The 21,219-nt window shown below is 67.2% G+C and carries 23 protein-coding genes and 2 tRNA genes; 16 read left to right on the top strand and 9 right to left on the bottom strand.

Going from position 1 to position 21,219, the window contains the following annotated elements; genetic code table 11:
- Positions 1–80: 80 nt before the first annotated feature.
- From recO to ABZ789_RS15460, 4 genes are read left to right on the top strand one after another with little or no spacing between them, the layout of a single operon-like run.
- Positions 81–992 (top strand): DNA repair protein RecO, encoded by a 912-nt coding sequence (recO, locus tag ABZ789_RS15475; RefSeq protein ID WP_358425113.1) that lies wholly within the window; start codon positions 81–83, stop codon positions 990–992.
- Positions 949–1,755 (top strand): isoprenyl transferase, encoded by an 807-nt coding sequence (locus tag ABZ789_RS15470; RefSeq protein ID WP_358425111.1) that lies wholly within the window; start codon positions 949–951, stop codon positions 1,753–1,755. The genes recO and ABZ789_RS15470 overlap by 44 nt, the downstream gene beginning before the upstream one ends.
- Complete coding sequence (locus ABZ789_RS15465; protein WP_358425110.1) at positions 1,752–2,177, top strand: hypothetical protein; 426 nt, start codon at positions 1,752–1,754, stop codon at positions 2,175–2,177. Before ABZ789_RS15470 ends, ABZ789_RS15465 begins: the two co-directional genes overlap by 4 nt.
- Complete coding sequence (locus tag ABZ789_RS15460; RefSeq protein WP_358425108.1) at positions 2,174–2,725, top strand: hypothetical protein; 552 nt, start codon at positions 2,174–2,176, stop codon at positions 2,723–2,725. Before ABZ789_RS15465 ends, ABZ789_RS15460 begins: the two co-directional genes overlap by 4 nt.
- A gap of 11 nt (positions 2,726–2,736) precedes the next feature.
- Here ABZ789_RS15460 and ABZ789_RS15455 read toward each other — a convergent pair whose 3' ends face one another.
- Together ABZ789_RS15455 and ABZ789_RS15450 are read right to left on the bottom strand one after the other, a co-directional pair.
- The gene (locus ABZ789_RS15455; RefSeq protein WP_358425106.1) at positions 2,737–3,153 is read right to left on the bottom strand and encodes a Fur family transcriptional regulator; all 417 of its coding nucleotides are present in this window, start codon (positions 3,151–3,153) and stop codon (positions 2,737–2,739) included.
- Positions 3,150–3,533 carry a metalloregulator ArsR/SmtB family transcription factor gene (locus tag ABZ789_RS15450; RefSeq protein ID WP_358425104.1) on the bottom strand — a complete coding sequence of 128 codons (384 nt, stop codon included), beginning with the start codon at positions 3,531–3,533 and terminating at the stop codon, positions 3,150–3,152. The genes ABZ789_RS15455 and ABZ789_RS15450 overlap by 4 nt, the downstream gene beginning before the upstream one ends.
- A 177-nt stretch (positions 3,534–3,710) precedes the next feature.
- On the opposite strand from ABZ789_RS15450, the gene ABZ789_RS15445 reads away from it, so the two are divergent.
- Positions 3,711–5,102 (top strand): glycine--tRNA ligase, encoded by a 1,392-nt coding sequence (locus ABZ789_RS15445; RefSeq protein ID WP_358425102.1) that lies wholly within the window; start codon positions 3,711–3,713, stop codon positions 5,100–5,102.
- Between the two features lie 63 nt (positions 5,103–5,165).
- Here ABZ789_RS15445 and ABZ789_RS15440 read toward each other — a convergent pair whose 3' ends face one another.
- Both ABZ789_RS15440 and ABZ789_RS15435 read right to left on the bottom strand, forming a co-directional pair.
- Positions 5,166–6,236, bottom strand: a complete 1,071-nt coding sequence (locus ABZ789_RS15440; protein ID WP_358425100.1) for a DUF6670 family protein — start codon at positions 6,234–6,236, stop codon at positions 5,166–5,168.
- A gap of 3 nt (positions 6,237–6,239) precedes the next feature.
- On the bottom strand, positions 6,240–8,237 hold the full coding sequence (locus ABZ789_RS15435) for a TPM domain-containing protein (RefSeq protein ID WP_358425098.1): 1,998 nt from the start codon (positions 8,235–8,237) through the stop codon (positions 6,240–6,242).
- Between the two features lie 86 nt (positions 8,238–8,323).
- Between ABZ789_RS15435 and ABZ789_RS15430 the strand changes: the two genes are divergently transcribed.
- The 3 genes from ABZ789_RS15430 to dnaG all read left to right on the top strand — a co-directional run bounded on the left by ABZ789_RS15430 (position 8,324) and on the right by dnaG (position 12,283).
- The gene (locus ABZ789_RS15430; protein WP_358425096.1) at positions 8,324–9,016 is read left to right on the top strand and encodes a YdcF family protein; all 693 of its coding nucleotides are present in this window, start codon (positions 8,324–8,326) and stop codon (positions 9,014–9,016) included.
- Between the two features lie 39 nt (positions 9,017–9,055).
- Positions 9,056–10,327: a deoxyguanosinetriphosphate triphosphohydrolase gene (locus ABZ789_RS15425; protein ID WP_358425234.1), complete on the top strand. Its 1,272-nt coding sequence runs from the start codon at positions 9,056–9,058 to the stop codon at positions 10,325–10,327.
- Positions 10,328–10,393: 66 nt separating this feature from the next.
- On the top strand, positions 10,394–12,283 hold the full coding sequence (dnaG, locus tag ABZ789_RS15420; RefSeq protein WP_358425094.1) for a DNA primase: 1,890 nt from the start codon (positions 10,394–10,396) through the stop codon (positions 12,281–12,283).
- Between the two features lie 3 nt (positions 12,284–12,286).
- On the opposite strand, the gene ABZ789_RS15415 is transcribed toward dnaG, so the two are convergent.
- Positions 12,287–12,532: a hypothetical protein gene (locus ABZ789_RS15415; RefSeq protein ID WP_358425092.1), complete on the bottom strand. Its 246-nt coding sequence runs from the start codon at positions 12,530–12,532 to the stop codon at positions 12,287–12,289.
- 148 nt (positions 12,533–12,680) lie between these two features.
- Here ABZ789_RS15415 and ABZ789_RS15410 point away from each other — a divergent pair.
- The 4 genes from ABZ789_RS15410 (at position 12,681) to nhaA (ending at position 15,721) form a co-directional block, all read left to right on the top strand.
- Positions 12,681–12,753: transfer RNA gene (locus ABZ789_RS15410), tRNA-Asn, on the top strand.
- Between the two features lie 190 nt (positions 12,754–12,943).
- A tRNA-Ile gene (locus ABZ789_RS15405) sits at positions 12,944–13,017 on the top strand.
- A gap of 106 nt (positions 13,018–13,123) precedes the next feature.
- Positions 13,124–13,570 (top strand): hypothetical protein, encoded by a 447-nt coding sequence (locus ABZ789_RS15400; RefSeq protein WP_358425090.1) that lies wholly within the window; start codon positions 13,124–13,126, stop codon positions 13,568–13,570.
- A 300-nt stretch (positions 13,571–13,870) separates the two neighbouring features.
- Entirely contained in the window at positions 13,871–15,721 is a 1,851-nt protein-coding gene (gene nhaA / locus ABZ789_RS15395; RefSeq protein ID WP_358425088.1) for a Na+/H+ antiporter NhaA, read from the top strand.
- Positions 15,722–15,724: 3 nt separating this feature from the next.
- On the opposite strand, the gene ABZ789_RS15390 is transcribed toward nhaA, so the two are convergent.
- Positions 15,725–16,333 carry a TetR/AcrR family transcriptional regulator gene (locus ABZ789_RS15390; protein WP_358425086.1) on the bottom strand — a complete coding sequence of 203 codons (609 nt, stop codon included), beginning with the start codon at positions 16,331–16,333 and terminating at the stop codon, positions 15,725–15,727.
- A gap of 94 nt (positions 16,334–16,427) precedes the next feature.
- On the opposite strand from ABZ789_RS15390, the gene ABZ789_RS15385 reads away from it, so the two are divergent.
- A complete protein-coding gene (locus ABZ789_RS15385) occupies positions 16,428–17,177 on the top strand; it encodes an SDR family oxidoreductase (protein WP_358425084.1) in 750 nt (249 codons plus the stop codon).
- A 79-nt stretch (positions 17,178–17,256) separates the two neighbouring features.
- Positions 17,257–17,919 carry an NAD(P)-binding domain-containing protein gene (locus tag ABZ789_RS15380; protein ID WP_358425082.1) on the top strand — a complete coding sequence of 221 codons (663 nt, stop codon included), beginning with the start codon at positions 17,257–17,259 and terminating at the stop codon, positions 17,917–17,919.
- 16 nt (positions 17,920–17,935) lie between these two features.
- Here the strand turns inward: ABZ789_RS15380 and ABZ789_RS15375 are convergent, their stop codons facing one another.
- Entirely contained in the window at positions 17,936–18,703 is a 768-nt protein-coding gene (locus ABZ789_RS15375; RefSeq protein ID WP_358425232.1) for a TetR/AcrR family transcriptional regulator C-terminal domain-containing protein, read from the bottom strand.
- Between the two features lie 71 nt (positions 18,704–18,774).
- Here ABZ789_RS15375 and ABZ789_RS15370 point away from each other — a divergent pair, with 71 nt between their 5' ends.
- Positions 18,775–19,164, top strand: a complete 390-nt coding sequence (locus ABZ789_RS15370; protein WP_358425080.1) for a VOC family protein — start codon at positions 18,775–18,777, stop codon at positions 19,162–19,164.
- 17 nt (positions 19,165–19,181) lie between these two features.
- Here the strand turns inward: ABZ789_RS15370 and ABZ789_RS15365 are convergent, their stop codons facing one another.
- The gene (locus tag ABZ789_RS15365) at positions 19,182–19,619 is read right to left on the bottom strand and encodes a VOC family protein (protein ID WP_358425078.1); all 438 of its coding nucleotides are present in this window, start codon (positions 19,617–19,619) and stop codon (positions 19,182–19,184) included.
- Position 19,620: 1 nt separating this feature from the next.
- On the bottom strand, positions 19,621–20,193 hold the full coding sequence (locus tag ABZ789_RS15360) for a DinB family protein (RefSeq protein WP_358425076.1): 573 nt from the start codon (positions 20,191–20,193) through the stop codon (positions 19,621–19,623).
- A 61-nt stretch (positions 20,194–20,254) separates the two neighbouring features.
- On the opposite strand from ABZ789_RS15360, the gene ABZ789_RS15355 reads away from it, so the two are divergent.
- Complete coding sequence (locus tag ABZ789_RS15355) at positions 20,255–21,217, top strand: YafY family protein (protein WP_358425074.1); 963 nt, start codon at positions 20,255–20,257, stop codon at positions 21,215–21,217.
- Positions 21,218–21,219: the final 2 nt, after the last annotated feature.

Raw genomic sequence — 21,219 nt, 5'->3', positions numbered from 1 at the left:
AACAATAACCTGTTCTCGTTTGTGGTGTCGAGCGGCCACGGAAGTCGTCCCGTGTCGCCGGAGCATGACAGACTCGGGGAGTGAGGCTTTATCGGGACAACGCGGTGGTGCTGCGCCAGCACAAACTCGGCGAAGCCGACCGCATCGTCACCCTGCTGACGCGCCGGCACGGCCTCGTGCGGGCCGTCGCGAAGGGCGTGCGCCGGACACGATCGAAGTTCGGTGCCCGGCTCGAACCGTTCGCCCACATCGACGTCCAACTCCACCCGGGCCGCAATCTCGACGTCGTCACCCAGGTACAGACCCTCGATGCCTTCGCGGTAGGCATCGTCGACGACTACTCCCGCTACACCACCGCATGCGCGATCCTCGAAACCGCCGAGCGCCTCGCCGGTGAGGAGCGTGCGCCCGTCCCCCGCCTGCACGCACTGACCGTCGGTGCCCTCCGTGCGGTGTGTGATCGCACCAGGCCCCCCGAACTGGTGCTCGACGCCTACCTGCTCCGGGCCATGACCTACGCAGGATGGGCACCGGCGATCACGCACTGCGCGCGCTGCGACCGAAGCGGCCCGCACACCGCCTTCCACGTCGCCGCGGGCGGTGCGGTGTGTGTGCACTGTCGGCCACCGGGCGCGGCCACGCCGGCCCCAGGGGTGTTCGAACTTCTCGACGCGCTCAACCACGGACGATGGGCCGAGACCGAATCGGTCGACGCGGCGGTGCGGAGACAGGCCAGCGGTCTCGTCGCAGCGCATCTGCAGTGGCATCTCGAGCGTCAGCTGCGTTCGTTGCCCCTCGTCGAGCGCGGAAGCGGTCGGGCCGCTGGTGACCTCCCGGCACACCACGCCGGCGACCTCTCTGCGCACCGCGGTAGCGACCTTTCGACGCACCGCGTCGGTGACCTTTCGACGCACCGCGTCGGTGACCCCGCTGGAGCCGTCGGGCAGGATGGGGAACGTGATTCGACGACGCACCACGTCCCCACCGCCTGATCGCGCGATCCGCCCGCCCGACCCGCACCCGTCCGGTGCGCGACCGCCCGTGCTGCAGCCGGAGCTGATCCCCCAGCACGTGGCACTCGTCATGGACGGTAACGGTCGCTGGGCGCAGGAGCGGGGTCTGCCGCGCACTGCAGGGCACGAGCGCGGCGAGGCCGTACTGATGGACACGGTGTGCGGATGCATCGAGATGGGTGTCAAGTGGCTCTCGGCCTACGCCTTCTCCACCGAGAACTGGAAGCGCAGCCCCGACGAGGTTCGATTCCTCATGGGCTTCAACCGCGACGTGATCCGCCGACGCCGTGACGAGATGCACGAGATGGGTGTGCGCGTCCGGTGGGCCGGCCGCCGGCCGCGTTTGTGGCGCAGTGTGATCAAGGAACTCGAGATCGCCGAGGAGCTGACGAAGGACAACGACGTCATGACTCTGACGATGTGCGTCAACTACGGTGGCCGAGCCGAGATCGCAGACGCTGCAAGGGAAATCGCGCGTCGAGTTGCGGCAGGCGAGCTCGATCCCGAGCGTGTCACCGAGGCTACCGTCGCCCGGTACCTCGACGAGCCCGACATGCCCGACGTCGATCTGTTCCTCCGGCCCTCGGGTGAGCAGCGGACCTCGAACTTCCTGCTCTGGCAGTCCGCCTACGCGGAACTGGTGTTCCAGGACACGATGTTCCCCGACTTCGACCGGCGCGACCTGTGGGCCGCGTGTGTCGAGTACGCCTCCCGCGACCGACGATTCGGAGGAGTGAAGTGACCACGCTCCGCGAGCGGATCGCGGCCGCCCTCACTCCCTTCGTCGACGTTCGCACGCCATCGGCTTCCGGCAACGGCGACGGATCGTTCGGATTCGACTACGGCGCCGTTCCCTTCGCGTTGCAGGTCGTCACCCTCACCGAAGGACTCGATGTGGTTTCGGTAACCGGAGTGCTCGCGTGGGATCTTCCGCTCGACACCATTGCCCGCGCCCGCGTCGCGACCGCCGCCGACGCCCTGCAGTTCGGATCGGTCCACCTCATCGAACGCGACGACGATGCCGACGTCGTGTTGCGCTACTCGTTCCCGGCGACCGGTCTCGAGGACGCGGCGCTGACCACCATGTTGCTGCTCGTACTCGACGGTGCCGCCGAAGCGCGAGCTTCTGTCGCCGGCACCCCCGACCCCAAGGAGAACTCGTGACCACGCCCGACGTCGAGACCGCTACTGCCGAGGAGGCTGTCGCCGTGGACGGGTCGTTCGCCGTTGCGATACCGACCGAGGACGACGATGCCCTGCGCGCGGCCGTCGTGGAGACACTGTCGCAGATTCTCGAAGAAGCCCCCGAGGCCGACGAGGACGGTGAGATCCCGATCTGGATCGACAACGTGCTCACCTACGCCGTGGTGGACGCCGAAGGCGGTTTCGTGCTGCTCACCACCTATCTGGTGGAAGATGTCACGGGCCGGACCCGGGCAGCGGAAGTTCTCGGCGATCTGCAGATCGAATTCCCCGAGGTGAAGTTCGTCCTCGACAAGGACAAGGTGACCGCCGAACTGCGGGTCGCGGCCTCACCGCTCGTCCCGATCCACCTCGTGCGGGCCGTGGCAGCACTCGTCCCGGTCGTCGAACAGGCACGCGTGCTGGCGCAGCGCCTCGGCGGCGAAGCGTCCGTCTTCGACGGTGAAGAAGACGACGAAGAGAATCTGCTGGTCGACGGCTGCGGGTGCGGCGACTGCGACTGCGGCTGAGCGCCGCGGGATCAGTTGTTCGCGAGCGCACACTCGCGGCAGTCACCGAAGATCTCGACCGTGTGACTGACATCGACGAAGCCGTTCGACTCGGCCACCTCGTGCGACCAGCGTTCGACCTCCGGGCCGTCCACCTCGACCGTGAAGCCGCAGTGACGGCAGACGAGATGGTGATGGTGCCCGGAGGAGCAACGCCGGAACAGTGACTCTCCGCTGTCCGTGCGCAGCACATCGACGCTTCCGGCCTCCGCAAGCGACTGCAGTGTGCGGTAGACCGTCGTCAGGCCGATTCCCTCGCCGCGTTTGCGCAGCTCGTCGTGCAGGTCCTGGGCGGACCGGAATTCCACGGTGTTGTCGAGCAGGTCGACGATGGCGCTGCGTTGACGGGTCGAGCGGACCCCCACGAGAGGTTTGCGGGCGGAGGTCACTGAGATCGTCCTTCCTGGGCGTGAGCAACGGCGTCGACGACGATGCGGGCGAGATGGTCGTCGGCGAGGTGGTAGAGCACTTCGCGGCCCGAGCGTTCGCCGCGCACGACACCGGCGGTCTTGAGCACGCGAAGATGCTGGCTGATGAGCGGTTGGGTGACGCCGAGAGCGCCGACGAGCTCGTGCACGCAGCGGGCGGATTCACGCAGTTCGAGCACGATCGAGATGCGAACGGGCGCCGACAGGGCGCGCAGCAGTTCACCCGCCGCGGTCAGGTTGCCGGGGGACACGTCGAGCGGGGACGTCAGGGCGTCGGTCCCGAGCGGTCTGCGGGCACGCTCGCCCGTGCTGCACTCACGTGGATCGGCGTCGATGCTCACGGGGCTCCTCGGAGGCGGGGTGGCCGCCGGGCGGCGGGCCTTATTGCAAATCGATTCCATTTTGATATGCATGGTTGTGCATGTCAACCGGCGCGAATTCGAGCTCCGAACGCGGAGCGATAGGCTTACAGATCGACGCATGCTGCGAAAACCCCGCATCGAAGATGGAGAATCCGAGTGGCACCCAAATCCAAGATCGATACCGTCGCCAACCTCGCCAAGCGCCGGGGCCTGGTCTATCCCTGCGGTGAGATCTACGGCGGCACCAGGTCGGCCTGGGATTACGGGCCGCTCGGTGTGGAGCTCAAGGACAACATCAAGAAGCAGTGGTGGCGCAACATGGTCACCAGCCGGGACGATGTCGTCGGCCTCGACTCGTCGGTGATCCTGCCGCGCCAGGTCTGGGTCGCATCAGGCCATGTCGGGGTCTTCAACGACCCGCTCGTGGAGTGCCTGAACTGTCACAAGCGCCACCGGCAGGACCACCTGCAGGAGGCCTACGCCGAGAAGAACAAGCTCGACGACCCCGATGCCGTGCCGATGACCGAGATCGTCTGCCCGGACTGCGGCACCAAAGGTCAGTGGACCGAGCCCCGCGACTTCAACATGATGCTCAAGACCTATCTCGGTCCCATCGAGAGCGAAGAGGGTCTGCACTACCTGCGCCCGGAGACCGCGCAGGGCATCTTCGTGAACTTCGCCAACGTGCTCACCACCTCGCGCAAGAAGCCGCCCTTCGGCATCGGCCAGATCGGCAAGAGCTTCCGCAACGAGATCACGCCCGGCAACTTCATCTTCCGCACCCGCGAGTTCGAGCAGATGGAGATGGAGTTCTTCGTCAAGCCCGGCGAGGACGAGCAGTGGCACCAGTACTGGATCGACTACCGCATGAACTGGTACACCGATCTGGGCATCAACAAGGACAACCTGCGCCTGTACGAGCACCCGCAGGAGAAGTTGTCGCATTACTCGAAGCGCACCGTCGACATCGAGTACCGCTTCCACTTCCAGGGCAGTGAGTGGGGTGAGCTCGAGGGCGTCGCGAACCGCACCGACTTCGACCTGTCGACGCACTCGAAGCACTCCGGCACCGACCTGAGCTTCTTCGATCAGGCCACCAACGAGCGGTACACGCCCTACGTCATCGAGCCGGCGGCCGGCCTGACCCGCTCGCTCATGGCCTTCCTCGTCGATGCCTACACCGAGGACGAGGCGCCGAACGCCAAGGGCGGTGTCGACAAGCGCACCGTGCTGCGCCTCGATCGTCGCCTCGCGCCCGTCAAGGCCGCTGTGCTGCCGCTCAGCCGCAACGCCGACCTCAGCCCCAAGGCCAAGGACCTCGCAGCCAAGCTGCGTCAGAACTGGAACATCGAGTTCGATGACGCCGGGGCGATCGGTCGCCGTTACCGCCGGCAGGACGAGATCGGCACGCCCTTCTGCATCACGGTGGACTTCGACACCCTCGACGATCAGGCAGTCACGATCCGCGAACGCGACACGATGGCGCAGGAGCGTGTGAGCCTCGACCAGGTCGAGGGCTACCTCGCGCAGCGCCTGCTCGGCTGCTGACGGTTTCGCCCGACACGGTGCCCTCCGGTCCGACTGGGCCGGAGGGCACCGTCGTCTGCACACTCAGCCGGCCGAACGACGATCGATGTACTCGAAGTAGCCGCGCCCGGTGATCCCGGTTCCGCGCCAGGTCGCCGAATAGGCGAAGCCCGTGACGAATCCGGTGCCCAGACCGAAGGTGAACGGGGTGTCCATCGTCGCTTCGAGATCCAGCCAGGGACGGCCGCCGGAATCCTTCACCAGGAAGCGGGTTCGGCGCGGCACGGGCATCGGGATGCCGTAGGGAGTCGGCTCGGGTTCGTCACGCAGTTCGAGCACGTCGAACTTCACGTCCCGGAATCGGGTTCCGTAGCCGGTGCGGGTGCGCAGGATCGCCGTCGTCATCAACGGCCTGCCGCCGATCGTGTAGTGGCTGAGCAGTATCTGCGTGTCGGCGTCGAGATCGGCGATCTGGTAGACGAAAAGGTCGAGGGGTACCTTCGCTGCCGGAGACAGGGGAGTGGACCGCACCAGATACGGACTCGGCATCGCGCCGTACTCGAACGAGCACAGACCCTCGGCCGCGATGGTGTGCCCGTCACATGTGAAGGTGCCTTCGTACTCGGTGAGCAGCCCGAAGTGCTTGTAGACGGGACTCCGGAAGAACCACGACACCGTGGGGGTGTTGGTCAGCGTCAAGGCGACGTCGACTCCGCCGAGCCGACCCACGAGTTCGTAGCGCGGGAAGCGTCCGGTCAACCTCACGTCGTCGCCGAACTGCACGAGCGAGCCGTCCGGCGAGGACACGAAAGTGTCTCCCACCGCGTAGTTCCCGAAGTGCGCGGGATGAGAGGCTGCCGTTCCGGCCACCACCGAGGCATTGCGTCGCGGCGGCGCGACGAGCGCGTCGTCGTTGTCGAAGGCCAGCGAACCCGTTGCGCCGACGAGCGACATCATCGAGAAGAACCGGTGCGGTTCGGGAAGGTCCGGAATCATGACGCCGTAGTGGACCCACCCGAACCGCCGTGAATCGACGCGGGGGCGCAGAATGTCGGGCTCCGAGAAGGGCTTTCCGTCCGACCCGTCGGCAGAATCGAACAGGCGGATCGCCGAGCCGAGACCGGCGCCGAGTGCGCGTGCTGCGATCGCACGCATGGCCTAGAAGCGCCCGCCGCTCGACCCGCCGAAACCACCTCCCCCGAATCCGCCACCGCCGAATCCGCCGCCGCCGAAACCGCCCCCGTGCCCGCTGTTGAGCACGCTGTTGATGAGGATGCCACCGAGCACCGCCCCGGCGATGTTCCCGCCCGAAGAACCACCGCGCGGCGGGCGCTGCTGGTAGTCCCAGCGCTGCACATCGTTCTGGGCGCTGCGCAGAGCCTGAACGGCAAGCGATGCAGCGGACCGGGCGTACTGGACCGCAGCTGCCGGATCGGAGTCCGCGGCCTGCTGTGCGGCCTGCAGGTGCCGCTGGGCCTCCGACAGTCGCGTGCGTGCCTGTGCGCCGACGACACCCCGGCGCGTTCCGATGAAGTCGGCCGCAGCCGTGACCTGGGCTTGCGCCGCGGTCAGATCCTGCTCGAGACGACGACGCATCTCCGCGGCCTGTTGCTGAGCCTGCCGGGTTCGCGCCCGCAGTTCGTCGAGCCGCGCGTCGGCCTCCACCACCCGCGTGAAGCTGCCCAGCGGGTCGGTGTGTTGCTCCGCGCGCGCATGCTCGAGGGCCTCCTGCACGGCCTTCAGCGCGTCGGCGAGTTCGGGACCGCCCGCCTCAACGAGTTGCTTCGCGTCCGTCACGCCCTGCTCGGCGTCCTCCATCGCGGCCGGAAGTGTCGCAATCGCGCGCCGAATGTCCTCGGCGGCGTGATCGAGCGCGTCGAGCAGCGTCGAGGCATGACCGAGAGCCCGCTCGGCCTCGCGGATCGCCCGCACTGCGTCGCCCTGCTCGCCGACCGGTCGTGCCACCGCTGCGCGGCCCTGATCGACCGCGTTCTCCGCGAACGCGATCTCTTCTCGCGCGAGCGAAACGTTGTCCGCCACGGGTGTCAGGGCGCCGGCAGGGAACTCTGCATGCAACTGCCCGAGAATGCTTTCTGCGTCGGGGATGCGCGCCTGCAACGCGATCGCGCGCTGCGTGAGGCCGTCCAGGCGGGCCGGTGCGTCGAGAAGGAGGTTGCGCATCTCGTCGAACGCCTCGACCTGCGCTTCGAGTTCGCGGTCGGCCTGACCGCACGAGGAGATCAACTGCACGAGCATGTCGCGCTGCTGCTCCGGTGTCTCGGGGATGTCGTCGTCGAGACGCTGGCGGATTTCGAACGCGTTCGCCAGCGCGCCCTGAGCCTGCCGGTAGGCGCGGTCGAAGGGAGCCACCGCCGCGTCCCCGAATTCGTCTCGGGCAAGTTCGAGGGCTTCGGAGCTGGAGCGGACCGCATTGTCGGTCGCGACCAGCAGGGTCTGGGCGTACTGGTCGAGACCTTCGATCGGGAGGGCGCGCAAGGCTGTGGTGTCGGCCGGATCGATCTGCGCGGCCTGCGCGGCGCCGGCCTCGGCGCGCTTCTTCTTCGACCGCCGGGTGTAGGCGTACACGCCGGCGCCGCCGGCCGCGACCACGCCCCCACCGACGACCAGGGTCGTCACCGGTGCGCTGGACGGCGCGAGGGCGTTGTTCAGACCGTCCGCCGCACCCACCGCGGCACCCGCCCAGTCACTGTTCCGCAAGGCAGGTTCGATGTCGGACGAACTGATCCGGTCGCGTTCGCTCTGGGAGATCTCGGATCCCGTCGGAGTCCACAGCGCGTACTCGCGGTCCGCCGTCGCGACCGCCAGCAGGGCCGTGTTCCGACCGAAGTTGCTCGCCTGTGCGGTGGCCTGCGCCCAACTGTCGTAATCGCGCCCGTCGAAGCTCGACACGTAGGTCACCCACAATTGCAGCCCACGCTCGTCGTACAGCGTGTTCGTGGCCTCCTGGATACGCGCGATGTCGGCCTGGTCCAGCACTCCTGCCGAGTCGGTGATCGGCTGGGGTAGCCGCGACGGGGGTTCGGCGGAAGCCATCGCCGGCAGGAGCAGCCACGCGGCCACTGCCAGCAGAGCAGGGACGAACGCGAGCGCGGAACGTGCGGGTCGCGGGAACGGTGCGGCCGATAGGTGTGGCATGAACTCGAATCTAGTGGCTGTGAGGCGTGAGCGGGGTCGGCGCGTCGTCCGGCCGATGCGTTGGTGTTCGCTGGCAGAATCGGGGGGTGAGCACCGCATCCCGCCGCAACGGCACCGACGCGACGTACACCGGGGACGATCCCGGGACGGGCGCGCGTATCGCTCGTTGGTTCAGACGACTGCTCGTCGGTGTCCTGCTCGCCACGCTCCTCGTCGTCGCAGGTACGGCGCTGCGGGTGTGGCAGGTCGCGCGGGTCGACGACCGCACCCATGCCGACGCCATCGTCGTGCTCGGTGCGGCCCAGTATTCGGGTACGCCGTCGTCGGTGTTCGAGGCCCGGCTCGAACAAGCGCTCAAGCTCTACGAGGCCGGAGTGTCCCCGCGGATCGTCACGGTCGGAGGCAAGCAGGAAGGCGACCTGTTCACCGAGGCTGCCGCGGGCAAGAACTACCTCGTCTCTCGCGGTGTGCCCGCCGATTCGATCGTCGCGGTCGAAGAGGGCTCCGACACGCTGCGCAGCGTGGAGGCAGTCAGCCGGGAGATGTCGGATCTGGGACTGTCGTCGGTCGTGCTGGTGAGCGACCCATGGCATTCGCTGCGCACCCGCACCATGGCGCGCGATGCGGGGCTGGACGCGTGGACAGCACCCACCCGGCAGGGCCCGGCGGTTTTCACCCGCGAGTCGCAGTTCCGCGGGATCGCCCGCGAGACCGGTGCCCTGATCTGGTACCAGATCACCCACTTCTCCGCAGATTTCCCGTACACGGCGGAGCAGTGAGGCGGAACGTAGGGTTCTTGGGTGAGGGGAGGCAGTGACGTGCAGGGCTACAGCGAACACGATCTCGAGCGGCGCGTCGTCGAGTCACGGAAGACCTCTGCCCTCGCGGGGTCGGAGGGCGCGGCGTCGGAACGTACCGCCTTCGCACGCGACCGCGCCCGTGTGCAGCACTGTGCCGCTCTGCGCCGTCTGGCCGACAAGACCCAGGTGGTCGGACCCCGCGACGGCGACACCCCACGGACTCGCCTGACGCACTCGATGGAGGTCGCGCAGATCGGCCGCAGCATCGCCGAAGGGCTCGGAGCCGACCCCGACCTCGTCGACCTCGCCGGCCTCGCGCACGACATCGGGCACCCGCCCTACGGCCACAACGGCGAGCGCGCGCTCGACGCGGTCGCAGAGTCCTGCGGAGGGTTCGAAGGTAACGCGCAGAACCTGCGGATCCTCACGTGCCTCGAACCGAAGGTCCTCTATCCCGACGGCACGAGCGCGGGACTGAACCTCACGCGGGCGTCGTTGGACGCGACGCTGAAGTACCCGTGGACCCGCCCGCGGCCGGGAGCGAAGTTCGGTGCGTACGACGACGATGCCGAGGTGCTCGCCTGGGTGCGAGAGGGGGCACCCGACCGCCGGCAGTGCCTCGAGGCGCAGATCATGGACTGGTCCGACGATGTCGCCTATTCGGTGCACGACCTCGAGGACGGCGTCATCGACGGCCGGATCGACCTGCGTGTGCTCGGCGACGCCGACGAGGTCGCCGGGCTCATCGAGGTGGGCATGCGCGAATTCTCGGGTCTGGATCCGGCCGAGCTGACCGAGGCGGCCAAGCGATTGTCGGCGATGCCGGTGGTCCGCGAGGTCGGTACCTTCGACGGCACACTCGCCTGCTCCGTCGCATTGAAGCGACTGACGAGCGAGCTGGTCGGCCGATACGCGACCGCGGCGATCCTCGGAACACGGGAAGCGACCGAGAGCCGGCCTGTGAGCAGGTACGACGCCGATCTCGTGGTTCCGCCGGTCGTGGCCTCGGAGGTCGCCCTGCTCAAGACGATGGCGCTGCAGTTCGTCATGTCCGATCGTGCACACCGGACCCGGCAGGAATCGCAACGCGAACGCATCCACCGCGTCGCCGAATGGCTGCTGCGTACCGCGCCGGTCGGGCTCGACCCGTTCTTCGTCGCCGCCTGGAAGACGGCGCCCGACGATGCCGCGAAGGTTCGGGTGGTGGTCGATCAGATCGCGTCGTGCACCGAATCACGACTCGAACGGATCGATCGCGACAGCCTCGCCGCCCAAGCGAGCTGGGGCTGACGCGCCGAGACGCTGTGGGCGGACCGTCGTGCCGGACCGTCGGCGCGGCGGCTTAGACTCGTCACCGTGGCCGGCCGTATTTCAGACAGAGACATCGCGGCCATTCGCGACCGCGTGCGCATCGAGGACATCGTCGGCGAGTACGTCGCGCTCAAACGCGGTGGCGCCGACTCGCTCAAGGGACTGTGCCCCTTCCACGACGAGAAGTCCCCGTCGTTCCACGTGCGGCCCAATCACGGGCACTTCCACTGCTTCGGCTGCGGTGAGGGCGGCGACGTCTACTCCTTCCTGCAGAAGATCGAGCACGTCAGCTTCGTCGAAGCCGTCGAGCAGCTCGCCGAGCGCGTCGGGTACACGCTGAACTACGAGGGTGGTGGCCCGTCCGTCCAGCGCGACCGTGGCACCCGCGCCCGGTTGGTCGCGGCGAACGCGGCGGCTCAGCAGTTCTACGCCGAGCAATTGCGCACCCCGGAAGCGCAGGCCGCCCGCGACTATCTCACCGAACGCAACTTCGATCAGGCGGCTGCGGAGATGTTCGGCTGCGGTTACGCGCCGGCGGGATGGGACGCGCTGACCAAGCATCTCCTGGGCCGCGGGTTCGAGTTCTCCGAACTCGAGGCCGCCGGACTGTCGCGCCAGGGACGGCGCGGGCCGATCGACCGGTTCCACCGTCGTCTTCTGTGGCCCATCCGCAACCTCGCGGGCGACGTCATCGGTTTCGGTGCCCGGCGCCTGTACGACGACGACCAGATCACCGCGAAGTACATGAACACACCGGAAACGGTGCTGTACAAGAAGTCTCAGGTCTTGTTCGGACTCGACCTCGCCAAGCGTGAGATCGCAAAGTCGCATCAGGCGGTGATCGTCGAGGGATACACCGACGTCATGGCCATGCATCTGGCTGGCGTGAGAACCGCAGTCGCAGCGTGCGGGACCGCTTTCGGCGACGAGCACCTCGCGCTGCTGCGTCGCCTGCTCATGGACGACAGTTTCTTCCGTGGCGAGGTCATCTACACCTTCGACGGCGACGACGCCGGTCGTGCGGCGGCGATGAAGGCGTTCGAGGGGGATCAGAAGACCGCGGCGAAAACGTATGTGGCCATCGCGCCCAAGGGGATGGATCCGTGCGAGCTGCGACAGGAGTCGGGCGACGGAGCGGTGCGCGACCTCGTGGCGCGTCGTACCCCGATGTTCGAGTTCGTCGTGAAATCGATTCTCTCCGAACACGACCTCGACACAGTCGAAGGCCGCGTCGAGGCCCTGCGGCGATGCGTTCCGGTGGTGGCCCGGATCAAGGACCGGACCATCCGCGACAACTACGCGGTGCAACTCGCGCACTGGACGGGATGGGACGACATCCCCACAGTGCGCCGGCGTGTGCAGGAGGAGGCACGTCGCGGAGTTCGTGCGCCGGAAGCGAAGACGCGCACTGCGACGGCGAAGCCCGTGTCGGCGCTGCGGCGGCCGCGCCCGAACGATCCGGCACTGTGGCCGCAGCGCGACGCGCTCAAGGCTGCACTGCAGTATCCGGGCATCGCAGGGACCGTGTTCGACTCCCTGCCGCCGGAGACCTTCACCGATCCTGCCTACGCGGCGGTGCGTCAAGCCGTCGCCCTCGCAGGGGGGACGGCTGCCGGTCTCGGGGGAGCCGAGTGGGTCGACGCCGTGGGACGAGCGGCGACGGATCCCGTCGCGCGTTCGCTCGTGATGGAACTCGCCGTCGAGCCGGTCCCCGCCGAAGAGGATCGGCTTCCGCGCTACATCGGCGGGGTTCTGGCGCGGTTGCAGGAAGTGTGGGTCGGTGAGCAGGTGGCCGAACTGAAGTCCAAACTGCAGCGGATCTCCCCGGCAACCGAGTCGGAGGAATTCCACGCCCTGCTCGGGGACCTCATGGCGCTCGAACAGTACCGGCGGAGCCTGCTCGACCAGGCCATCGGTGACGGCCTGGTCGGCTGATAGCTACTTCTTCAGCTGATCCCGCGGGATCATGATCGTGGTCGTCTCGTCGATGGGCTTCATCGGTTCGAGCTTGGGCTGAGGGCTGAGCGAGTCGGCGAGCTTCTGCCGGCCCACCTCGATCGCCTTCTTCGTGACGGGGCTCGCAGCCACCGCCCTGGCCGTCTTGCTGATCTGTTCGTACCTGGCGCGCCCTGCTCGGGTACCGAGCACGTATCCCGCAGCGACCCCGACCAACAAACCCATCAATGTGTTGTCCTTCCACCCGTGACTGCGTCGCCACCATCCTGCCCGATGACCCCGCGGCATGCCCACAAGCAGGCGATTTGGCGCTGCGGCGGGTAGGACGCTATGGTTTTTCACGCACCGAGGGAAACCGCGGAGCACCGCAGGACAATCCCCTGTAGCTCAATTGGCAGAGCATTCGACTGTTAATCGAACGGTTGCTGGTTCGAGTCCAGCCGGGGGAGCGTCGAAGAATCCTCCCACCCGTCACGGGTGGGAGGATTCTTTGCATGCGGGGCACGGATGCGGTGGGGTTTCCATTCATGTGACTTCGGCTACTTCGCACCCGGGGCAGTATTGCTCGCTGCATCCGGGTAGCATTCGATCGCGCCGCGCTACGAGTGCGGTGCTGTGCGGCGAACTGGTCGTCGCGACGGGGCGGTAGCTCAGTCGGTTAGAGCCGCGGACTCATAATCCGCTGGTCGCGGGTTCGAGCCCCGCCCGCCCCACCTCGGAACGCGACTCGGTCCGCTTCTCACGGGCCGACCCGTTCCCCTTTCGGTCGCTTCCGGCCACGGCGCGTCCTTTCCGGTCGGCGCGGTAGCGTTCGGCCTCATGAGCACCCTTCGAGAAGTCGGCGACCGCGAAGCGTGGCGCTGCTGGCTGTGCGACGAGCCGGTGGACCCCGACATGTCGGTCAACGACCCGCGCGGTCCCAGCATCGACAGCATCAACACCGCCAGGAAGGGTGGCAAGGGTAAAGGGAGCGGCGTCGAACGTCTCGCGCATCGGGCCTGCAACACCAGGAAGGGTGCCGTCAAGCCTGTTGTGCCGTGGCCCGACCGGCTGTTCGTCGTCGATCCTGCGCCTATCGTGGGCGTGGTCGAACAACTCGCACGTAAAGGCGGTCGCGTCGCCGTCGCCCGGTGTCCGGAAGAAACGGACGCGGAAGACGCCGCCGAATGGCTTCTCGACCGGTTGTCGCGCCTGGAGCCGGAAGTGCGGTTCGACACTCGGATCGAATCGGCCGGAGGCGGGTACCTGCTGGTGTTGACGGCCTAGCCGGGACAACCAGGTTCGCTCCGGGGAGGCGGTGGCCGGCGATCGGAGCCGGTCACACGACACAGTCCTGAAAGGGACCGAGAAATCGTTCGTGCCGAACGAGATTCGCAATCGCGCTTCGGTGGATCGTGGCGGTGCTCCCTGCGTCAGCAGTCCGGTAGTCGGAGGAGTTGGCGACGAACGGGGTCGGTCCCGGAAATAATCGACGATGTCGTCGCTGTTGTGAGGATTCGTCGGTTACCTCGACTGGGGTGACCCACGGCGACGGCGACTCGGATCGGGCGGCGGAACGAGGGGCACATGACGGTCGACGAGAATCCGACGGTGCTCCGCCGGATGTCCGGACTGCTCGCAGGAGTGCGCGACGGCACGGACGACGACGCGCTCGCGGCGGGCTTCGTACTCGCTGCCACCATCGTCGCGCTGATCTGGGCCAACCTGGGCGACTCGTACGAAGCGTTCTGGCATACGCCGTTGAGCATCAGCATCGGCGATTACGGGATCCACCTGGACCTGAAGCATTGGGTCAACGACGCGTTGATGACGCTGTTCTTCTTCGTCGTCGGCCTCGAGGTGAAGCGCGAACTCACCATCGGTGAGCTCACCGATCGGGCGCGCGCGGCGGTTCCGCTGGTGGCGGCGATCGCGGGTCTGGCATTGCCTGCAGCGCTGTTCCTACTGCTCAATCCCAGTGGGGAGGCCGCGGGAGCGTGGGGAGTGGTCGTTTCCACCGACACTGCCTTCGTCCTCGGTGCGCTCGCGCTGGTCGGCCCCAAGTGCCCGGCACGGTTGCGCGTATTCATCCTCACGCTCGCCGTGGCCGACGACATCGGGGCACTCGCCATCATCGCGTTCGTCTACACCGACGAGCTGCGGCCGGTCTTCTTGATACCCGCGGCGATCGGACTACTTCTGATCCTGCAGTTCCGCCGCCTCGAGGTATGGCGGGGCGTGGTCTACTTCGTCGTCGCGGCAGGAACCTGGGTGGCCTTCTACGAATCCGGTGTGCACCCGACCCTCGCCGGTGTGCTCATCGCGTTGATCCTTCCCGTCTATCCGCCGCGGCGCAGCGAGGTGGAACGCGCGGGCGAACTCTCCCGAGCATTCCGTCAGTCGCCCAACTCCGACTATGCGCGGGCAGCGCAGCTCGGCGTGCTCCGCGCGGTCTCCGTCAATGAGCGGTTGTTGCGGTTCTACCGGCCGTACACCGCGTTTCTCGTGGTGCCGATATTCGCCCTCGCCAATGCCGGGGTGGTGATCTCCGTCGAGACTCTCGGGAGCGCGATCCGGTCGCCGATCACGTGGGGTGTCGTCCTCGGGTTGGTGGTGGGCAAATTGGTCGGCATCACCGGGGCCACAGCTGCCTTCTCGCGGCTGCGTCCCGGCAGTTTGCCGCCGGGGCTCACGCTCTCCCGGATCAGCGGTGGTGCCGCGCTCGCCGGAATCGGATTCACGATCTCCTTGTTCATCGTGGAGCTGGCGCTCGAACAGCCCGAAGCCGACGATGCCCGGATCGGCGTGCTTCTCGCCGCCGTTCTGGCCACGGTTCTGGGCTGGGCATTGTTCCGGCTGTCTGATCTGCGTCATCCGCCTCAGGGGCCGGCGGGGCTCGTGTTGCTGCGGCCGGTCGACCCGGAGCGCGATCATGTGCGTGGACCGCACGATGCCCCGCTCACGCTCGTCGAGTACGGAGACTTCGAGTGCCCGTTCTGCAGCCGGGCGACCGGCAGTATCCGGGACGTGCACAGGCACTTCGGCGAGAACCTGCGCTACGTCTTCCGGCATCTGCCGCTCGATGAGGTCCACCCCCACGCGCGTTTCGCTGCCGAAGCTGCCGAAGCGGCCGCTGCCCAGGGACGATTCTGGGACATGCACGACCATCTCTTCGCGCACAGCGACGCTCTGTCCCGAGACGAGATCTACGAACACGCCGCGCAGTTGGAGCTCGACATGGAGCGGTTCGACGAGGACATACGACTGGGGCGGTACCGGCATCGCGTCGAGGACGACGACCTCGACGCAGAGACCAGCGACCTGCACGGGACACCCACCTTCTATCTCGGCGCCACCGGCTCGGAGCTAGCCCTGCACACCGGCCCGTTCGACGCGGCGACCCTGATCCGGAAGCTCGAAGAGGTGCACGACCGGTAGGGCTCAGTGGATGGGCCAGCTGCGCATGGCGGCGTCGGCCATCTCCTGGAGTTCGTCACGAGTGGCGCCGCTCGCCGCCTGAACGGAGATGCCGAAGACCAAGGTGGTGACGTATCGGGCCAACAGCCCCGGATCGGTACCGGCAGGTAGATCACCTGTGTCGACGGCTTGCCGGAACCGCTCGTGGACACGGGAGCACCCGTTGTTTCGCCAGTCGGCGAGGAGGTCGCGAACCTCACGACCGGAATCGCCGACGCTCAATGCGCTCTGGACACCCAGGCATCCAGCGGGATTCGTCGGGCACGTGGTGGCCCGGATGGCGCCGTCGAGTATCGCGGCGGCGACCTCGCGTGCGGTGGGCTCGTCGAGCGCTCGGTTCAGATAGGCGCCCGGACCTGCGGTGTAGCGCTCCAATACCTTCCGGAACAGTTCCTCTTTGTTGCCGAAGGCGGAATACATGCTCGTCGTCGAGATGCCCATCGCCTCGGTCAGGCAGGAGAGGCTGGCGCCCTCGTAACCGTGTTCCCAGAAGACCCGCATTGCCCGGTCGAGTGCTTCGTCGGCATCGAATCCGCGTGGTCGGCCGACCTTCCCGCTCTGTTTGGTTGCCACGGACCTCAGTGTACCTATTTTGTATCGATCGATGCGGAAGTGCTACGGTCCTAATTGTGCATCGATCGATGCACAATTAGGAGGAGGCATCCGCGTGGGATCACTCGAAGGAAAGACCGCACTCGTCACCGGCGGCAGCACCGGCATCGGACTGGCCAGTGCCGAACGACTGGCGGCCGAGGGCGCGCACGTCTTCATCACCGGTAGACGCAAGGTCGAACTCGACGCGGCCGTGGAACAGATCGGGCCGCAGGCCACCGCCATCGCCGGTGACATCTCGAACCTGGCCGACCTGGACCGGATCTACGAGACGATCGCGAACACCGGGCGAGGGCTGGACGTGTTGTTCGCGAACGCGGCCGTTGCGGCGTTCGTCAGACTCGAAGACATCACCGAGGAGCACTTCGACACCCTCTTCGGCATCAATGTCCGAGGGTTGCTGTTCACGGTGCAGAAAGCGCTGCCGGTCCTCAACGACGGTGCATCGGTGATCCTGAACGGTTCCACCAACGCCGACGTCGGCGCAGAGGCATTCGGCGTCTACGCGGCGACCAAGGCCGCCACTCGGTCGTTCGCCCGAACCTGGGCCAACGAACTCCGGGGCCGCGGCATCCGGGTCAACACCATCACGCCAGGGCCGACCGACACTCCCGGCTTGTCGGGACTCATGCCCGACGAGGAACACGCTGCGGGCTTCAGGCAGCAGTTGGCCGCACACGTTCCGCTCGGCAGGCTCGCCCACCCGGACGAGATCGCCGCTGCCGTGGCATTTCTCGCCTCCGAGCAGAGCAGCTTCGTCACCGGTTCGAGCCTGTACGTCGACGGTGGCATGAACCAGGTCTGAGCTTCCTCGGCCGGCCGGGAAGGCGAGTCCCGGCCGGCAGTGCTCTCCTCTCGCCCCGATCTGATCGAGGTATGGACCCATGAAAGTCATCGGCATCATCGGTGCGGGTGAAATCGGCAGCCAGGTGGCCCGGGCTGCGGTCTCGAGCGGTTACGAGGTGGTCATCGCCAATTCGCGTGGGCCGCACACCCTGAGTGATCTCATCGACGAACTCGGGCCGTCGGCGCGTGCCGCAACCGCCACCGACGCGGCTGCGGCCGGCGATTTCGTAGTCATTGCGGTCCCGTTGAAGCCGGTCAACGACATGCCGGTCGACGAGCTCGCCGGGAAGGTCGTGCTCGACACCAACAACTACATGCCCTGGCGCGACGGGCGCTATCCGCTCGTCGACTCGGGGGAGAAGACGGTCCACGAGCTGCGTCAGGATCATCTGCCCACCTCCAAGGTGGCCAAGGCGTTCACCCATATCCAGGCTCCCCGCATCACCACGGCGGGGCGGCCCGCAGGAACTCCCGGCCGCATCGCTCTGTCCGTCTCGAGCAACTTCCCCGAGGCGGTCGCAGTCGCAACCGAGCTCTACGATCGGTTCGGGTTCGACACCGTCGACAACAGTCCCCTCAGTGAATCCTGGCGTACCGAACCCGGCCAGCCGGCCTGGGACGCCCATGAGCGCCAGACCCGCTCCGAGCTGATCGACAATCTTGCCTCGGCGCGGCGGGAACGATCCGCCTACCGCCTGTAGGACGCCCGCGGGAAAGTCATTCCTCGGTGGGTCGGACCCCGGTTTCCGGGGCTCGACCCACCGAAGTCGCGACGAGGGGCTCGAGACCGTCGAGGACCCGCTGTAAGCCGAACTCCCACGCGTGTTCAGGGCTGTAGGCGGCGTTCATCGCTTCCCCGGCGGCCCCGCCGACACGTTGCGCGAGCGGGTGGGTGTCGCCGAGATAGTGGGCCAGGCGGTCGTTCCACCTCGTCCACGTCTCGGCCATGTCCGCGGCGTGCGGGTCGGGGCGGCGTGCTCGCGCCGCACCCCGGACGAAGTCAGCGACGAACGTGAGCGCCGCGTCGCGATCGACGTCGCTCACGGGTGTTCCGTCGAAGGCGTGCAATTCGTAGTCGTACTTCGCGATCGTTCCGGGTCCGAGCGCAGTGCGCTGGTCGTCGACGTCCAGGAGCCACCAGTGTGCTTCGTAGTGCTCGAGTTCAGCGTGGGCGACCTGCCGGATCCGTTCCTGCCACGAGGGCGACACGAACGGTGGCCGCTCTTGCCGGGAATGTACCCGGTCGACCATGAGGACGAGGAGGTCGTCGCGCGATCCGACGTGGGTATACAGGGCCATCGCCGAGATGCCCAGCTCCGTCGCGAGACGACGGATCGTCACCGACTCGATGCCGTCCGTGTCGGCGAGGGCAACGGCAGAGTCTACCGCGGAAGTCGTGGTGACCCTGGCTTTCGGTCCGCGCGAGCCACTCGGTGGGGCATCAGGGTGGTCGCGCCACAGCAGATCGATCAGGTCGCGCGCCATGTATTCCTCCCGGACTCCTTGCGTCAAGCGTAATCTATACGCTGTACAAGGTTTCTGTCTCGGGAGGTACCGTGAAGATCCATGCGACAGCTCTGTCCCTGAACGTCCCCGACCCCGCCTCCTCGGCCGAGTTCGCGATCGAGCATTTCGGTTTCAGAGAAGAGATGTCGGCGGACGGATTCGTCTCGCTCACCCACCCGGACGCAGCTTTCAACATCGCACTCCTGCGTACCGGGCTGGGAACCTTCAAACCCGCATCCATCGCCGGCTCGGCGGGGCAGGGCATGCTCATCGCCTTCGTCGTCGACGACGTCGACACCGAATTCGCGCGTATCGCGGACGCCGGCGCAACGGTGGTGACGCCGCCGGAAACCGAGCCGTGGGGTGAGAGGTACTGCCAGTTCGCCGATCCCAACGGAATCGTCTGGCAGCTCGTGCACTGGGTCTCGGACCCGGCCTGATCGCCTCCGGAAGGGGTTCAGTCCAGGCAGAACTCGTTGCCCTCGGGGTCGGCCATCACGATGTGTCCGGCCCCGAAGGGGAGATGCGGGTCATGGCGCTCGAGGCGGGTGGCCCCACACGCGACGAGGCGCTCGGCTTCGGCCTCCAAGGCGTTCATGCGTGCCGTGCCGTCGAGCCCGGGAGCGGCCCGCACATCCAGATGTACCCGATTCTTGGCCTGCTTGCCCTCGGGCACCTTCTGGAAGAACAGCCGTGGTCCGGCTTCGTCGGGATCGACGACCGCAGACGCGTCGTTGCGCCGTTCGGGCGGCACTCCCATCGCATCGAGTGCGTCGTCCCACGAGGTGAAACTGCCCGGGGGCTTCTGAATCTCGTAGCCGAGGGCCTCGGCCCAGAACTCCGCAAGGGATCCGGGATCGGCGCAATCGAACGTGATCTGAACTTCGCGGGTCATGTCAGCTCGCCTCCTGGCGGACTCCGGGTAGGGAATGTTCGTAGAGATCCCGCAAGAGGCAGACCTCGGACAGATGATGGATGAGTTCTCGGTGAATGTGAAGGACCAGTAGTGCCATGGGGTAGTCGGCGTACGGTCCTTCCGCTTCGCCGCAGGGACGAGCGAGCCCCTCTTCGCCGAGAGACTCGACGCCTGCCGTCCATGTGGCGAGTTCGGTATCGAGTTGGGCGAGGGCCTCGTCGGCGGTCGCCGCGTACTCGAACGACGCGTAATCGGTGGGGGCACGCCCGAAATGGCTCGCGTTCCGCATTGCCAGCACGCCGACGATGACGTGCCCGAGGCGCCACGCGATCGTCGTGAACGGCGGTGGATCGGGTTCGGGGAACGCGAAATCGATGGTCATCGCCCCGGCTCCCGCTTGCACGGGCGCGGCACTCGTACCGCGGGCTCGCACACTCCAGCAGCCCGGCACGGGCTCGAAGAAGTACTCGTCGTCGGTGAGGCCGTCGAGGCGGCGGCGTGCCGGATAGACGAGTTGCTCCCGCAGCAGATCGTTCAAGCTGTACTCGGTCATGGACTCACCCTCGCGCACATTGCGGACAGCTACGGTCCGTGATCCGTGCGACCATCGTGGTGTGACCGTCGAGTCGACCACCGAGCGGGTCCTGCGGGTGCTGGCGCTGCTGCAGAGCCGCCCGTCCTGGACGGGGGTCGAACTGGCCGAGGAGCTTCGCGTGACCGAGCGCTCGGTGCGCCGTGACGTGGAGCGCTTGCGCGCCCTCGGCTATCCGGTACGTGCGACGCCGGGAGTCGGTGGCGGTTATCAACTCGGAGCCGGCACGAGGCTGCCGCCGTTGCTCCTGCACGACGACGAGGCGATCGCCACGGCGGTGTCGCTGCGACTGGCGTCGGGCAGCACGATCGCGGGCGCGGCCGAGGCGGCCCTACGCGCCCTGACCAAACTCGACCAGGTGATGCCGCCACGCCTGCGTGAACAGGTGCGGGCCGTATACGGCGCCACCGAGACCGTCGTCGGAGCGGGAACCGAGATCGACGCGGACGTGCTCATCGCACTGGCCCGAGCCTGTCGCGATGCGACCCGCGTGCGGTTCCGCTACACCACGAGGCACGACGTCGACGACGAGCGCACCGTGGAACCGGTACGGATGGTCGCTGCCGGACCGAACTGGTATCTCATGGCCTGGGACGTCGACCGCGACGACTGGCGTACCTACCGGCTCGACCGGATGCGGGAGGTGACGGCCACGACGTGGCGGTTCCGGCCGCGAAAGCACCCCGATCCGGCGGCCTACGTCCAGCGGTCCGTGACCGAGTCGCCGTATCGCTACATCGCCCGCGTCCGCCTGCATGCGCATGCCGGACAGGTGCGTGACCTCGTGCCGCCGCAGGTCGGGCGGGTCGAGGACGGCCCCGACGGGTGGTGTGTGCTCGTGGTCGGCGGAGACGACCTGGACTGGCTGGCCCTGCACATCGCACGCCTGGGTTTCGAAGCCGTCATCGTGGAACCTCCCGAGCTGCGGCAGGCCGCAGCACTTCTCGCGCGCCGACTGTCCGCGATGGCGACCGTTACGGACTGAGA

This window comes from Rhodococcus sp. NPDC047139, assembly GCF_040643435.1.
GTDB lineage: Bacteria > Actinomycetota > Actinomycetes > Mycobacteriales > Mycobacteriaceae > Rhodococcus.
This window is presented reverse-complemented; position numbering and strand designations above follow the sequence as displayed.

Coding starts and splice junctions, on each gene's coding strand:
- nhaA (WP_358425088.1), top strand. CDS start 13,871: ATGACGGTCGACGAGAATCCGACGGTGCTCCGCCGGATGTCCGGACTG.
- ABZ789_RS15375 (WP_358425232.1), bottom strand. CDS start 18,703: ATGGCGCGCGACCTGATCGATCTGCTGTGGCGCGACCACCCTGATGCC.
- ABZ789_RS15380 (WP_358425082.1), top strand. CDS start 17,257: ATGAAAGTCATCGGCATCATCGGTGCGGGTGAAATCGGCAGCCAGGTG.
- ABZ789_RS15360 (WP_358425076.1), bottom strand. CDS start 20,193: ATGACCGAGTACAGCTTGAACGATCTGCTGCGGGAGCAACTCGTCTAT.
- ABZ789_RS15440 (WP_358425100.1), bottom strand. CDS start 6,236: ATGCGTGCGATCGCAGCACGCGCACTCGGCGCCGGTCTCGGCTCGGCG.
- ABZ789_RS15435 (WP_358425098.1), bottom strand. CDS start 8,237: ATGCCACACCTATCGGCCGCACCGTTCCCGCGACCCGCACGTTCCGCG.
- ABZ789_RS15365 (WP_358425078.1), bottom strand. CDS start 19,619: ATGACCCGCGAAGTTCAGATCACGTTCGATTGCGCCGATCCCGGATCC.
- ABZ789_RS15400 (WP_358425090.1), top strand. CDS start 13,124: ATGAGCACCCTTCGAGAAGTCGGCGACCGCGAAGCGTGGCGCTGCTGG.
- ABZ789_RS15470 (WP_358425111.1), top strand. CDS start 949: ATGGGGAACGTGATTCGACGACGCACCACGTCCCCACCGCCTGATCGC.